Consider the following 11,934-nt stretch of genomic DNA (forward strand, 5'->3'; position numbering starts at 1 on the left):
GGTGGGCTGGACCGAGCGACGTTGTACGACAGTCGAAGGGGGGTAAATCTTTGGGCAAGTCACATACGCTGCGACGAGATGTTGCCGCCGTCGACAACCAATTCCGTTGCGGTGATGTAACTTGCTTCGTCGGACAGCAGGAAGCGGACAGCGTGTGCGATTTCCTCCGGGCGACCGAGCCTGCCGAGGAGGATGCGTCGTTCGAATGCCCCGTCACCCAATGCGTCTACGGTCGGCTGAAGCAGAGGGGTCAGAATCTGTCCGGGAGAGACGCAGTTGATCCGAATGCCGTCCGGGCCCAGTCGGTCCGCCAGCGATCGAACCATCGACAACATCCCACCCTTTGCAGCGGAGTAGACAGGGTTGATTGCATTGCCCAAAGTTGCGTTGATCGAAGCGATTCCGACTATTGCCGAACCGGGATTGGCCGTGAAATCAGGCATCAACTGTTGAACCAACAGGATGAGCGGACGTAGATGGGTGTTGATACCCGTCTCCCACACGTCGAGCGTCACTCCTTCGAGGGATCCGATATCGACGACCCCGGCGGAGTGAACAAGTCCGCCGATGGAGGGAAGTGAGGAACGGGTTGTGGCCAATGCGGCCGCGTAGTCGTCCGCTCTCGTGAGATCGATTCCCACTCCGATGGCGTCGATGCCGAATTCGGAGGAGATCACTGCTGCCTGATCGACCGCTTTTGCCTCGTCGATATCCCAGAGAGCGACTGGTCGTCGGATCGCCGCGAGCGCGCGGGCGGAGGCCAATCCGATTCCGGATGCGCCGCCGGTGATGATCACGCCTGTCGACGGGGATGAAGCATTCATGTGTCCTCCTGATTTTGAAGCGTTCTGCTCGGCGCCGCATGATCTGATGGGCTCCGGTCATCACTGTGACGAGGGATGGATTCGGGCTCAACGAACATGACCGATCATCGGTATAGGTGCTGGTGAGAGCCCATGCAGATGCATCTCCCGCTGCGTGGGAAACGTACTGGCGTCGTGTGTCCACGGAAGCTCAGATGGGCGGAACGAATGTTGGCTGCCGAAGCGGCGGGCCACCGGAACGGAGACATCGATGTTGGTCGGACCGATCACCGAAGAGTCCATCCCCATGTCAACTCTCGACAGACTGTCGGTGGTGGTGGACTGCTTTCGTGACGCGCCTCGGCTGACATTGGGGGAGGTGGCGCGCCGAACCGGGATTCCGCGATCGTCCGTGCACCGGATGCTACTGAAACTCGTGAGGATGAACTGGCTACGCCGCGAAGGACTCGAGTACGAGATAGGCGACAAGCTAGGAGATCTGGGCGCGCTCTCGCTGTATCGAAACAAAGTGGATCGAGTGGTTACGCCCCTACTTCAGCAATTACATTTCGTGATTGGACACGCCGTGCACCTCGGGGTGTTGGAAGGAAACCATGTGCGCTACATCCAGAAGATCGGGAGCCTGATGGTCCCCGACCTTCAGACTCGCGTCGGCTCACGTATCCCAGCGCAAGCGTCGACCATCGGGAAGTCACTGTTGAGCGCCGGCAACAGATCGGTTGCATCGTCGCACAACGCCAATGACGTTCGCCAACACGCAGTTGCGTTCGGAATCTGCAATTCCGGGATGGGCTGTATCGGCGCGCGAATCGGGGTGCTCGACCACATGCCAGTAGGTCTCTCGATTTGTGGGCCCTTGATTCGCGGCACGATAGACAAGAGGAACGCCGCTCCCGTACAGATGGCGGCAGCAGCGATCTCGCAGTATTTCGGAATGATCGACGGGTTCGAGCAGGAGAAGACGGGATAGTCCGACAAACGCAAAGAGTGCGCCTCCCCCCACTACGCGTAAAGCGCAGTGGGGGAGACGCACTCGGATAGAGCTGTGTCAGCGAAGAGCCGCAAGCGCGTCGATACGCCCCGCGGCACCTTCCATGATGCTTTCGATCAGTTCCTTGCAGCTGGGCAGATCGTTGATCATGCCGACAACCTGACCCGAAGCAAGAACACCGGCTTCCGTGTTGCCCTCGACCAGTCCGGCCTTGAGCAACATCGGTGTGTTGGCTGCCATGATGATCTGCATCAGCGTGCGGTCACCCGACCGCTTCATCGCGAGACCGTCCTTGGCGAGGGTCGACCACTTCATGCCCGTCATGGCCTTGAACTTCGTGGCATTCTTGGCCGCGGCGATCAAACCGGTTGCATAGCTGGAACCTTCGAGGCTGTTGACCAGGTCGGTGTTGAGCACACGATGAGGCATGCCGTCGACCTTGCGGGAGACAGTCGTATCCGTCAGTCCGCGCTTGAGATACTCCTGTTTGACGGAATCGGGCACCGAAGAGTCGCTGGTGAGAAGGAATCGCGTTCCCATCGCGACACCGGCAGCGCCGTACGCCAGTGCGGCAGCCAGCCCGCGGCCGTCGAAGAATCCGCCACCGGCGATGACCGGAATATCGACCGCGTCGAGAACCGAGGGGAGAAGCAATGTCGTGGCCACACCGCCGGTATGGCCACCACCTTCGCCGCCCTGGACGATGACGGCGTCCGCGCCCCAGGATGCAACCTTGACCGCGTGCTTCGCGGCACCGATCGAGGGCACGACGACGATGCCGTGGTCCTTGAGCTTGGCGATCAGTTCCTTCTTGGGAGCCAACGCAAACGACGCGACCTTGACGCCTTCACGGATCAGCAGATCCGCGCGTTGCGGGGCGTCAGTGGCGTCGGCACGCATGTTGACGCCGAACGGCTTGTCCGTGAGCTGCTTCGTCTTCTTGATCGCGTGCTCGAGCTCGTCGTACGTCATCGTGGCCGAAGCCAGGATGCCGAGACCACCGGCGTTAGCCGTTGCCGACGTGAGAGCGGGACCGGAAACCCAGCCCATACCCGTCTGCACGATCGGGTACTCGACACCGACCAGTTCGGTCAGCGCGGTCTTCAGGGTGGGGGTCATGCCGAGACCTCACGGTCCCGGAGGTTGCGCGGATCGAGGGTTTCGCGGATGAGGTGAAGTTCTTCGGCGGTGGGGTCACGGGTGATACCGGCCTCGGCGAGTCCGGCAACCTCGAACGAGGTGTTCTCGGTTACCTCTTCGGCGGTGACGCCGGGGTGAAGGCTCAACGCGCGGAGGGTGTTTCCCGGTCCGCCGAAGTCGAAGACACCGAGGTTGGTGACAACGCGGGGGATGTTCAGGTACTTGTAAGCCGGATTCTCGGGATCGATCTGGTCGTAGCCGACACCGCACACCACGTCGACCTTGTCGACGAACACTCGCTTGGAGTGCTTGGGGACGAAGTAGCTCGTCGCGTGGTTGATGGTGTTACCCGGGGCGCCGCGCACACCGAACATCTGACGCGTCGGCTGCTGAAGCGGGCCGAAGGCGGAGAGGTTCTGGTTGCCGTGGCGATCGAGCTGATTGGCGCCCATGACTACGTGACGGCGGCCGGAAGCGACGACGTCGAACACCTTGCGGAAAGGCATCCATCCTTCGACGGGGCCCTTTGTCCCGACGGCCGGAGTGTCCTCGAGAATGAGGGCTTCACCATCGGTGATCAGCAGGTCGGGCTCGGTGGTGAGTCGAGCCAGGCGAGCGCCGATGGTGGACGACGTCGACATCGGGCTGGCCATGATTTCGCCTGCACCGGAGAAGATTTCAGCGCAAGCGAGAACAACGTACTCTGCGCGGGTGACGGTGGATTCGCTCATTTTGCCTGCTCCCCTGCCTTTGATGAATCGGCAAACTTCTTTACTGCGGCTTGGTAGTCCTCTTCGCTGCCGGAGAGGAAGGTGTCGACGAACGCCTGCCACGACTCGGGGGTCTTGGCGGACTCGGCGTAGTGACGCTGGAACTTCTCGTCGCGGCCGTAGCTTTCGCCGGCCAACGTGAAGTGCGCACCATTGGGTGCCTCGACGACGGCGTCGACCATCATGCGGTTGAGCAGAAGGTTCTGCAGTGGAACGGATTTGACCAGTTCCTCGGTCTCGACGATGCGTTCGACGGAGACGTAACGCTTTTCGGCCGCCATGCAGTACAGGTCGTCGAAGTACGGGTCGACGCCGTTGTACGCGGCATTGCCGTGCTTGTCACCGAGATTGAGATGAACGAACGACGCATCGAGGTTGAGCGCAGGCATCGCGATCAAGGTCTCGGAGCGGCCGTCGGCCTCGGGGTACGGGGAGGTGACGGTCTTGAGTTCGTCGCCCCAGAAGTTCCGGACATCCGAACCCAGGCCGGCGCGGATCGGGAGGAAGGGAAGGCGAGCGGCAGCTGCTTCGAGGCCGCACTTGACCATGCCCTCGTCCATCTCGCGGACTTCGATCTCACCGGCGGTGCGTGCCTTGGCAAACCACGGGTCGTAGAACGGCGCGGAGTCGAGGGACACGAAACCGTAGTACGCCTTCTTGACCTTGCCGGCCGAGCACAGCAGTCCGAGATCCGGTCCGCCGTAGGTGACCACGGTCAGGTCCTTGATGTCCGAACGCAGAATCGCACGCACGAAGGCCATCGGCTTGCGGCGAGATCCCCAGCCGCCCAAGCCGATCGTCATTCCGCTGCGGAGTTCGCCGACTACCTCGTCGAGCGACTTCGTCTTGTCACGCTTGCTAGCCATGTTTGTCTCAGCCTTCCTTCTGGGTTGCGTTCTCGCGCGGCTTGCCGGTGGCGACGAACTCGTCGCGGTGTTCGTCGGACACGCCGAGGAGGTTGAGTTCGAAGGTGTAGCCCTGCTCGAGGCGGTAGCTGCCCTTGACGTCCACCGGGTCGATGCCGTTGATGGCTTCCTTGGCGCACCGGATGATGCGGGTGTCCTTGGCGGCGATCTTCGCGGCGATCTCGCGAGCGCACTCGTCGAGCTTCTCGCGCGGGACCACGTCGTAGACGCTGCCGAACTGCTTGAGTGTGTGCGCGTCGACGCTCTGTGCGGTGTAGTAGAGCGTGCGCATCATGTGCTGTGGCACCAGCCTCGAGAGGTGTGTGGCAGCGCCGAGTGCGCCGCGGTCGACCTCGGGGAGGGAGAAGATCGCGTCGTCGGAAGCGACGATCACGTCCGCGTTGCCGACGAGTCCGATGCCGCCGCCGACACAGAATCCGTTGACGGCCACGACGACGGGTACAGCACAGTCGTAGACGGCAGCGAAGGCCGCGGCGCAACCGCGGTTGGCGGCGACCAGCGCGTCGAATCCCTCGGTGGCCTGCATCTCCTTGATGTCGACGCCGGCGTTGAATCCGCGTCCCTCGGCTCGCAGGATCACTACGTGAGTGTTGAGATCCTTGCCCGCGTCGAGGATGGCGTCGGCAAGCTCGAACCATCCCTTGGACGGGATTGCATTGACCGGCGCGTAGTCGATGGTGACCGTGGTGATGCCGGTTCCGTCGGAGGAGGTGCTGATGCCCATATCGGGATTCCTTACGTCTGTGTACCAAACCAAGCGATTGCTTGGTAAGTTAGCACACAAGCGGAGCCGACAAGCCCGAGCAGAGTGCATTAGGAGACAAATATGAGTGGATTGGTCGACGGACGCGTAGTCATCATCACCGGGGCTGGCCGCGGTATCGGACGTGCGCATGCATTGGCATTTGCTGCCGAGGGCGCCAAGGTCGTCGTCAACGACATCGGTGCGGGTGCCGACGGTTCCGCGACCGGTGAGAGTCCGGCCGAGCAGGTTGTCGCGGAGATCATCGCCGCCGGTGGCCAAGCAGTGGTCAACGGAGACGACGTCGCCGACTGGGCGGGCGCCGAGAATCTGATCAAGACCGCGATCGACACCTTCGGTGGCCTGGACGTACTCGTGAACAACGCAGGCTTCCTGCGGGACCGCATGCTGGTCGGTATGAGCGAGGGCGAGTGGGACGCGGTGATCCGCGTGCACCTCAAGGGGCACTTCGCGCCGCTCCGTCACGCAGCTGCCTACTGGCGCGCCGAGGCCAAGGCAGGCAAGACCGTCGACGCACGCATCATCAACACCAGTTCGGGTGCAGGACTGCAGGGTTCGATCGGCCAGGGCAACTACGCCGCGGCCAAGGCCGGCATCGCCGAGATGACCATCCAGGCCGCCGCCGAGCTCAAGAATTACGGAGTCAGTGTCAACGCGATCGCGCCTGCTGCGCGCACACGCATGACTGTCGGCGCGGGCGGGGCGATGGCAGAAGCGATGGCAGCTCCGGAAGAGGGCTTCGACGCCATGGCTCCCGAGAACATCTCGCCGCTGGTCGTCTGGCTCGGTAGCGCCGAGTCCAAGGACGTCACGGGCCGGGTGTTCGAGGTAGAGGGCGGAAAGATCACCGTCGCGGAGGGCTGGCGTCACGGCCCGAGCGAGGACAAGGGAGATCGCTGGGACCCGAAGGAGATCGGGCCCGTCGTGGCAACGCTGTTGGAGAAGGCGGAGATTCCGACGCCGGTGTACGGGGCGTAGGGCCTCCGGCCCTGTGAGTGGTTAAGGAGTGCAGGAACTCCTCAACCACTCACAGGCGGCGTGCCGCCTACGCGGGCGCCCGAACCACCAACACGGTGCCGGGGAACTCAGCTGCGAGTTCGCGCCGCGAATGCTTCACGCAGGCTGTGCCGTAGCCCTTCTTGCGAGATTCCGGCGCGATCCAGATCGCCACGTTCACCTCTTGGCCGTCGAGTTCGCCGAATACCAGGCCGACGCTCTTCGGGCCGTCACCGGAAACGTCCTCGGCGACGAACCAGGCAGCGCTCTCGTCGTCGATCCGACCGAGACCGCCGACGCGCTCGGCTTCGATCCGATCCTCGCTCCACGGCTTGCCGTCTTCGCCGAGCTGCTCGGCCGAGCGAATCGTGAACAGTGCCTTGTCTTCTGCGCTGTCGCTGAACGGACGCAGGGTGAAGTTCTGCCCGCTGCTCGCGGGACGATCGAGCGTCGTCCATTCGAGAGTGGCGTCGAGATTCTCCAGCTCGCCCTGGATGCGATCGCGCGCTGCCTTGGTCAGTGCGCTGAACTTGAGGCTCAGAACTGCTTCGGCATTTGCTTCCGACGTGCCGAGGAGTTCCGCGACGGTGGTCAGTGCCTCCTGGTGGTCCTTGCTGTCGACCACTGCGTCCAGCACCTCGTGGCGACGCTCCAGCGCACGCACGAGGGCTGAGGTGATCTCGCGTCGGTCCAGGATTTGATCTTGAATATGCGTCGTCATATATGCGACTCCTTGCTGTGTTCGAGGCTCTGTCGAAACGCCGTGCGGACCGTACGAGTCAATAGTGCTCCAACTCGCCGGTTATGGCACGCGTTCAGCCTCCGGTGCGGCGAACGAGTCGTTCGTAGCGCTGGCGGGCGGCTTGAGTGCTTCCGAGTCCCAGTCCGAAAGCGATGTCCTGCCAGGTCATGCCCCGTTCGCGGGCAATCCCGAGGAACAGTGCTTCCAGCTGTTCCATTTCGGCTCGGGCCTTGGGGATCAGAGTCAACGCAGCCATGACGTCGGCATCGTCGACCTCGGGTTCGTTCGGCTCAGGTATGTCGGTTCCGCCCGCAAGACGAGCCACGACGCGCACCGCGCCGTAGGGCTCGAGCATCTCCGGATGAGATTGCCGCGCGCGCTGGCTTGGGGTCGCGCCGTGGCGCTCGCTGATTCGAAAGAGTCCGGCGTATTCGCGATGTGCGCGTTCGCGGCCGGAATCGATCGGTCTGAACTGGTCATCGGTCATGAACCCAGGGTGGCACGAACCCGGGTCAATGTAAACATTTTGTTGTAAACAGTTCGTTTAACTCTTCAGTGGCTCGCACACGATGACGGGAATGACCCGGTCGGTCCAGGCCTGATAGTTGTCGAAATCCGGATACATCGCCCTCAACATCGGCCACAGCCGAGCGCGCTCGTCCTCGGCCGCGACGCGGGCTTTCATCGAGCGGATCCGAGACTTGATCTGCACCGTCACCACCGGGTCTGCCTTGATGTTGAGGTACCACATCGGGTTCTTCGGAAGACCGCCTTGCGACGCCACCAGAATCACGTTCTCGCAGTCCTCGAGGAACAGCAACGGACTGATCCGCTCCTCGCCGGATTTGCGACCGGTGGTGGTCAGCAGGCAGATCGGCAGCCCGCGAGGGAACGCGCTGCCGACCCGCCACTTGCTACCCAGCCGCCCGTCGGTGGCGCGATACATGGCGACGTTTGCCTTCGACATCCACTTGATGATCTTGACCGTCGCCGGAGCGTCGAGTCCCTTGGGTTTGGCTGGGGGAGTAGTCATCTCAGATACGCTCGATGATGGTTCCGGTGGCCAGTGCGCCGCCGGCACACATCGTGATCAGAGCCGTCGAGCCGTTGCGACGCTCGAGTTCGTGCAGTGCGGTGGTGATCAGGCGAGATCCCGTGCTGCCGACCGGATGGCCGAGAGCGAGCGCGCCGCCGTTGACATTGACGTTGTCGAAGTCAGGTTCGTGAACCTGAGCCCAGGACAGTGCGACGGATGCGAATGCTTCGTTGATCTCGAACAGATCGAGGTCGCCGATCTTCATTCCGCTCTTCTCCAGGACACGGCTGGTTGCCTGCACCGGTCCGTCGAGGTGGAATTCCGGTTCCGAGCCGACCAGCGCCTGGGCGATGATGCGGGCGCGCGGCTTCAATCCGAGCGCGCGAGCCTTGTCCTCGTCCATGAGCAGGACTGCGGCCGCGCCGTCGGAGATCTGGGAAGACGTTCCGGCCGTGTGAATCCCGCCTTCGAGGACGGGCTTCAGTCGGGCAAGGGACTCCGCCGTCGTATCGCGCAGGCCCTGATCGCGATTGACGACCTTGGTCTCGCCCGTGAGGTTTCCTTCCTTGTCGACCTGGGGTGCCGAGAGTTCGAGAACCTCGCGGTCGAAACGTCCTTCCTCCCAAGCCTGCTTGGCCAGCGCCTGCGAGCGGACGCCGAGGGCTTCGACGTCGTCGCGGGTCAGTCCGCGTCGACGCGCGATGCGTTCTGCAGCTTCGAACTGGTTGGGCATGTCGATGTCCCACGTCGCGGGTCGGCGCGGTCCGGCCTGATCGCCGACGTTGGCGCCGAGGGGAACCTGGCTCATGGCTTCGATGCCGCAGGCGATACCGGCGTCGATGGCGCCGGTGGCGATCAGACCGGCGATCAGATGGTTCGCCTGCTGGGCCGAACCGCACTGGCAGTCCACGGTGGTTGCGCCGGTCTGCCACGGAAGTCCGGCGTGCAGCCAGGCCGTGCGCGTGATGTTGTTGGACTGAGCGCCGGCCTGGGTGACGCAGCCGCCGATCACCTGCTCGATCAGCAACGGGTCGATTCCCGACCGGTCGAGAACTCCCTTTTGTGCAGCTCCGAGGATCTCGGCGGCGTGCAGACCGGCGAGCCAACCTCCGCGCTTGCCGATCGGTGTACGGACAGCCTCGACGATTACTGGTGTGCCCACAGCGGGCTCCTTTCCTTGTAATGAAAAAGTAGAACAGGTTCTCTGCGGGAAGCAAGACCTGCCGACGTTTCCTTTCCTAGTAAGCAGGCTTGTGTTTCAATGAGAGTAGAACGTGTTACACATCACGGATCCCCATCACCCCTGTGATGAAAAGGCTTAGGGCAGGAGACATCAGTGGCACAGCCCGCATTCCCCGAGGGAATCGACTTCACGGACCCCGACATCTACGCGGAACGCATGCCGTTCGAGGAGTTCGCCGAACTCCGGAAGACGGCCCCCGTGTGGTGGAATCCGCAGCCTCCGGAAATCGGTGGATTCCAGGACGAGGGCTTCTGGGTGGTCACCCGTCATGAAGAGGTCAAGGAGGTCTCGCAGCGAAGCGACATCTTCTCGACCCACGAGAACACTGCGATTCCTCGCTTCGCCGACGACATCCCGCGCGAGAACGTCGAGATGCAGCGATTCATTCTCATCAACAAGGACGCTCCGGAGCACACCAAGCTGCGCAAGCTGGTATCTCGTGGATTCACCCCGCGCGCCATCAACAGCCTGCGCGAGGAACTGACCGAGCGTGCCGAAAAGATCGTCACGACCGCGGCTGCCGGCGGTGCCGGTGACTTCGTGGTTCAGGTCGCGTCCGAACTTCCGCTGCAGGCAATCGCCGAGCTTCTCGGTGTGCCGCAGGAAGATCGAATGAAGCTCTTCGACTGGTCCAACCAGATGACGTCGTACGACGATCCCGAGTTCGACATCGACCCGCAGGCAGCGTCGATGGAGATTCTGGGATACGCGTACCAGATGGCGGATCAGCGCAAGAAGTGTCCCGCCGATGACATCGTCACCAAGCTCATCGAAGCTGACATCGACGGAAATGAGCTCTCCCCAGAGGAATTCGGCTTCTTCGTGATCCTGCTTGCGGTCGCGGGTAACGAGACCACTCGCAATGCCATCACACACGGCATGGTTGCCTTCCTCGACAATCCCGACCAGTGGGAGCTGTACAAGAAGGAACGCCCCAAGACGGCGGCCGACGAGATCGTTCGTTGGGCGACCCCGGTGACTTCCTTCCAGCGCACCGCGCTCGAAGACACCGAACTCGGCGGACAGAAGATCAAGAAGGGCGATCGCGTCGTGATGATGTACGCGTCGGCCAACTTCGACGAGGACGTCTTCGAGAACCCGACGAAGTTCGACATCATGCGTGACCCCAATCCGCACCTCGGATTCGGCGGCACCGGTGCGCACTACTGCATCGGCGCCAACTTGGCCCGTCTGGAAATCGATCTGATCTTCAATGCGATCGCCGATCACCTACCCGACATCACCAGGCTCGGGGATCCCCGACGCCTTCGCTCGGGCTGGCTCAACGGCATCAAAGAGTTTCAGGTTGATTACAAGACATCGGGCTGCCCGGTCAAACACTGATCCGGACATATACTGACCTGGTAACCGGCGAGTAGGTTCTGTGTAGGTTTTCGGGAGTTGCCTCTGCACTCTCGAACACGCAGAACTACAGTAGACGTTCCGGGAAGCCACTTGTTGGCAACCTGGAACTGCGGCGGCGTCTGCGGGATCCCTCATCTCCCGTAGGCGCCGCCGTTTGTAGTTCAATCTCCAATTCAGCCGCCGTACGGTTTGGTGATGGCTTCCAGGAAATGTCCCGACGGGTCGAGGAAGTAGACCCCACGCCCACCGTCGTTGGTGTTGAAGCCGGTACTCGACTGGCGCGGATCGGCCCAGTGATCCAGTTTCAACGCCTGTATCCGCTGGTAGATGCCGTCGAAGTCATCCTCGGAGACGAGGAAGGCATAGTGCTGAGACGCAACCTCGGCGCCTTCTTCCACCTGTGCGAAGTCCAACGTCACGCCGTGCTCGAGATCAACGCCGAGAAAGTAGCCGGCTTCGACTGGGCCTGGAAGACCGAACATGTGAGTGAAGAACCACGCAGACTCTTGTCGGTCTTTTGCGGCGATGATGGTGTGATTGAACGAAATGGTCATGAGTGACCCCTTGCGGTACGACGCCTCCATGCCTGACGCAGTCCGTCATCGACACGCGACGTTGGGAACCAGGAAACCATTTCGAGGTTCTCGGTGCAAGTACGACAGGCTGATTCGAATACGACGAGCGCGGCCCCGGTCGATGACCGGGGCCGCGCTCGTACTGTGGGTTCTCAGGCTTTGCGTGCCGTCTTCATCGCACGGTCCACTTCCCAGAATGCTCGAAGCGACGCGATCTTGCCGTCGTCGTTCACGCGATAGACGAACACGCCCTCGGCGTCGATGATCGAGCCGCCGATGGTGGTCCGGATCTTGCCGATGTTGACGTTCTCGTTGCCGCACACCAGTGAATCGTCGATCAGAAATTCGAGCTTGTCCGCGTTCGCGATCGTCATGTCGTAGAACTTGGAGATCGCTTCGCGCCCGTGATGGCCTTTGCCTTCGGGATCGAAGCCCGAAGGCCCGACCGGATCCTCCACCCAACCGTCCTCGGCGAAGAGGTCCAGCCAGGCTTCCTTGTTCTTGCCACTCGCTGCGGCGCGCGAAGCGTTACCCGCGACGCGGGCGGGGTGTTCGTCGGTCAT

Annotated in this window: 14 protein-coding genes; 3 read left to right on the top strand and 11 right to left on the bottom strand. The window is 62.2% G+C overall.

The window, feature by feature from the left end; translation table 11 throughout:
- Positions 1-59 precede the first annotated feature (59 nt).
- The gene (locus M0639_RS04395) at positions 60-824 is read right to left on the bottom strand and encodes an SDR family NAD(P)-dependent oxidoreductase (RefSeq protein ID WP_007734247.1); all 765 of its coding nucleotides are present in this window, start codon (positions 822-824) and stop codon (positions 60-62) included.
- Positions 825-1,074: 250 nt separating this feature from the next.
- Between M0639_RS04395 and M0639_RS04400 the strand changes: the two genes are divergently transcribed.
- Positions 1,075-1,794 carry an IclR family transcriptional regulator gene (locus M0639_RS04400; protein WP_064075636.1) on the top strand — a complete coding sequence of 240 codons (720 nt, stop codon included), beginning with the start codon at positions 1,075-1,077 and terminating at the stop codon, positions 1,792-1,794.
- A gap of 78 nt (positions 1,795-1,872) precedes the next feature.
- On the opposite strand, the gene M0639_RS04405 is transcribed toward M0639_RS04400, so the two are convergent.
- The 4 genes from M0639_RS04405 to echA20 are packed head-to-tail and all read right to left on the bottom strand — an operon-like array spanning position 1,873 to position 5,375.
- Entirely contained in the window at positions 1,873-2,934 is a 1,062-nt protein-coding gene (locus M0639_RS04405; protein ID WP_007734249.1) for an NAD(P)H-dependent flavin oxidoreductase, read from the bottom strand.
- The gene (locus M0639_RS04410; RefSeq protein ID WP_064075637.1) at positions 2,931-3,686 is read right to left on the bottom strand and encodes a CoA-transferase subunit beta; all 756 of its coding nucleotides are present in this window, start codon (positions 3,684-3,686) and stop codon (positions 2,931-2,933) included. Before M0639_RS04410 ends, M0639_RS04405 begins: the two co-directional genes overlap by 4 nt.
- Positions 3,683-4,591, bottom strand: a complete 909-nt coding sequence (gene ipdA, locus M0639_RS04415; RefSeq protein WP_003945662.1) for a cholesterol ring-cleaving hydrolase subunit IpdA — start codon at positions 4,589-4,591, stop codon at positions 3,683-3,685. The genes M0639_RS04410 and ipdA overlap by 4 nt, the downstream gene beginning before the upstream one ends.
- Before the next feature lie 7 nt (positions 4,592-4,598).
- Positions 4,599-5,375: a (7aS)-7a-methyl-1,5-dioxo-2,3,5,6,7,7a-hexahydro-1H-indene-carboxyl-CoA hydrolase gene (echA20, locus tag M0639_RS04420; RefSeq protein WP_003945611.1), complete on the bottom strand. Its 777-nt coding sequence runs from the start codon at positions 5,373-5,375 to the stop codon at positions 4,599-4,601.
- A gap of 102 nt (positions 5,376-5,477) precedes the next feature.
- On the opposite strand from echA20, the gene M0639_RS04425 reads away from it, so the two are divergent.
- Positions 5,478-6,392, top strand: coding sequence for an SDR family oxidoreductase (locus M0639_RS04425; protein ID WP_003945561.1), 915 nt, complete (start codon positions 5,478-5,480; stop codon positions 6,390-6,392).
- Positions 6,393-6,459: 67 nt separating this feature from the next.
- Here the strand turns inward: M0639_RS04425 and M0639_RS04430 are convergent, their stop codons facing one another.
- The 4 genes from M0639_RS04430 to M0639_RS04445 form a co-directional block, all read right to left on the bottom strand.
- Entirely contained in the window at positions 6,460-7,131 is a 672-nt protein-coding gene (locus M0639_RS04430; RefSeq protein ID WP_003945460.1) for a GNAT family N-acetyltransferase, read from the bottom strand.
- A 94-nt stretch (positions 7,132-7,225) separates the two neighbouring features.
- Positions 7,226-7,639, bottom strand: coding sequence for a hypothetical protein (locus tag M0639_RS04435; protein ID WP_042449485.1), 414 nt, complete (start codon positions 7,637-7,639; stop codon positions 7,226-7,228).
- Between the two features lie 57 nt (positions 7,640-7,696).
- Complete coding sequence (locus M0639_RS04440; RefSeq protein WP_054800633.1) at positions 7,697-8,185, bottom strand: nitroreductase family deazaflavin-dependent oxidoreductase; 489 nt, start codon at positions 8,183-8,185, stop codon at positions 7,697-7,699.
- Between the two features lies 1 nt (position 8,186).
- The gene (locus M0639_RS04445; protein WP_003945509.1) at positions 8,187-9,350 is read right to left on the bottom strand and encodes a steroid 3-ketoacyl-CoA thiolase; all 1,164 of its coding nucleotides are present in this window, start codon (positions 9,348-9,350) and stop codon (positions 8,187-8,189) included.
- A gap of 174 nt (positions 9,351-9,524) precedes the next feature.
- Between M0639_RS04445 and M0639_RS04450 the strand changes: the two genes are divergently transcribed.
- Positions 9,525-10,775, top strand: coding sequence for a cytochrome P450 (locus M0639_RS04450; protein ID WP_007734267.1), 1,251 nt, complete (start codon positions 9,525-9,527; stop codon positions 10,773-10,775).
- Between the two features lie 194 nt (positions 10,776-10,969).
- Here M0639_RS04450 and M0639_RS04455 read toward each other — a convergent pair whose 3' ends face one another.
- The gene (locus M0639_RS04455; RefSeq protein ID WP_054802344.1) at positions 10,970-11,350 is read right to left on the bottom strand and encodes a VOC family protein; all 381 of its coding nucleotides are present in this window, start codon (positions 11,348-11,350) and stop codon (positions 10,970-10,972) included.
- 173 nt (positions 11,351-11,523) lie between these two features.
- Positions 11,524-11,934: a nuclear transport factor 2 family protein gene (locus tag M0639_RS04460; RefSeq protein WP_007734269.1), complete on the bottom strand. Its 411-nt coding sequence runs from the start codon at positions 11,932-11,934 to the stop codon at positions 11,524-11,526.

The sequence above is a fragment of the Rhodococcus qingshengii JCM 15477 genome (assembly GCF_023221595.1).
Taxonomy (GTDB): domain Bacteria; phylum Actinomycetota; class Actinomycetes; order Mycobacteriales; family Mycobacteriaceae; genus Rhodococcus_F; species Rhodococcus_F qingshengii.

What these genes read in the sequence shown, in the direction of transcription:
- M0639_RS04460 (WP_007734269.1), bottom strand. Translation starts at nt 11,934, where the DNA reads ATGACCGACGAACACCCCGCCCGCGTCGCGGGTAACGCTTCGCGCGCC.
- M0639_RS04455 (WP_054802344.1), bottom strand. Translation starts at nt 11,350, where the DNA reads ATGACCATTTCGTTCAATCACACCATCATCGCCGCAAAAGACCGACAA.
- M0639_RS04435 (WP_042449485.1), bottom strand. Translation starts at nt 7,639, where the DNA reads ATGACCGATGACCAGTTCAGACCGATCGATTCCGGCCGCGAACGCGCA.
- M0639_RS04400 (WP_064075636.1), top strand. Translation starts at nt 1,075, where the DNA reads ATGTTGGTCGGACCGATCACCGAAGAGTCCATCCCCATGTCAACTCTC.
- M0639_RS04440 (WP_054800633.1), bottom strand. Translation starts at nt 8,185, where the DNA reads ATGACTACTCCCCCAGCCAAACCCAAGGGACTCGACGCTCCGGCGACG.
- M0639_RS04425 (WP_003945561.1), top strand. Translation starts at nt 5,478, where the DNA reads ATGAGTGGATTGGTCGACGGACGCGTAGTCATCATCACCGGGGCTGGC.
- M0639_RS04395 (WP_007734247.1), bottom strand. Translation starts at nt 824, where the DNA reads ATGAATGCTTCATCCCCGTCGACAGGCGTGATCATCACCGGCGGCGCA.
- M0639_RS04405 (WP_007734249.1), bottom strand. Translation starts at nt 2,934, where the DNA reads ATGACCCCCACCCTGAAGACCGCGCTGACCGAACTGGTCGGTGTCGAG.
- M0639_RS04430 (WP_003945460.1), bottom strand. Translation starts at nt 7,131, where the DNA reads ATGACGACGCATATTCAAGATCAAATCCTGGACCGACGCGAGATCACC.
- M0639_RS04410 (WP_064075637.1), bottom strand. Translation starts at nt 3,686, where the DNA reads ATGAGCGAATCCACCGTCACCCGCGCAGAGTACGTTGTTCTCGCTTGC.
- echA20 (WP_003945611.1), bottom strand. Translation starts at nt 5,375, where the DNA reads ATGGGCATCAGCACCTCCTCCGACGGAACCGGCATCACCACGGTCACC.
- ipdA (WP_003945662.1), bottom strand. Translation starts at nt 4,591, where the DNA reads ATGGCTAGCAAGCGTGACAAGACGAAGTCGCTCGACGAGGTAGTCGGC.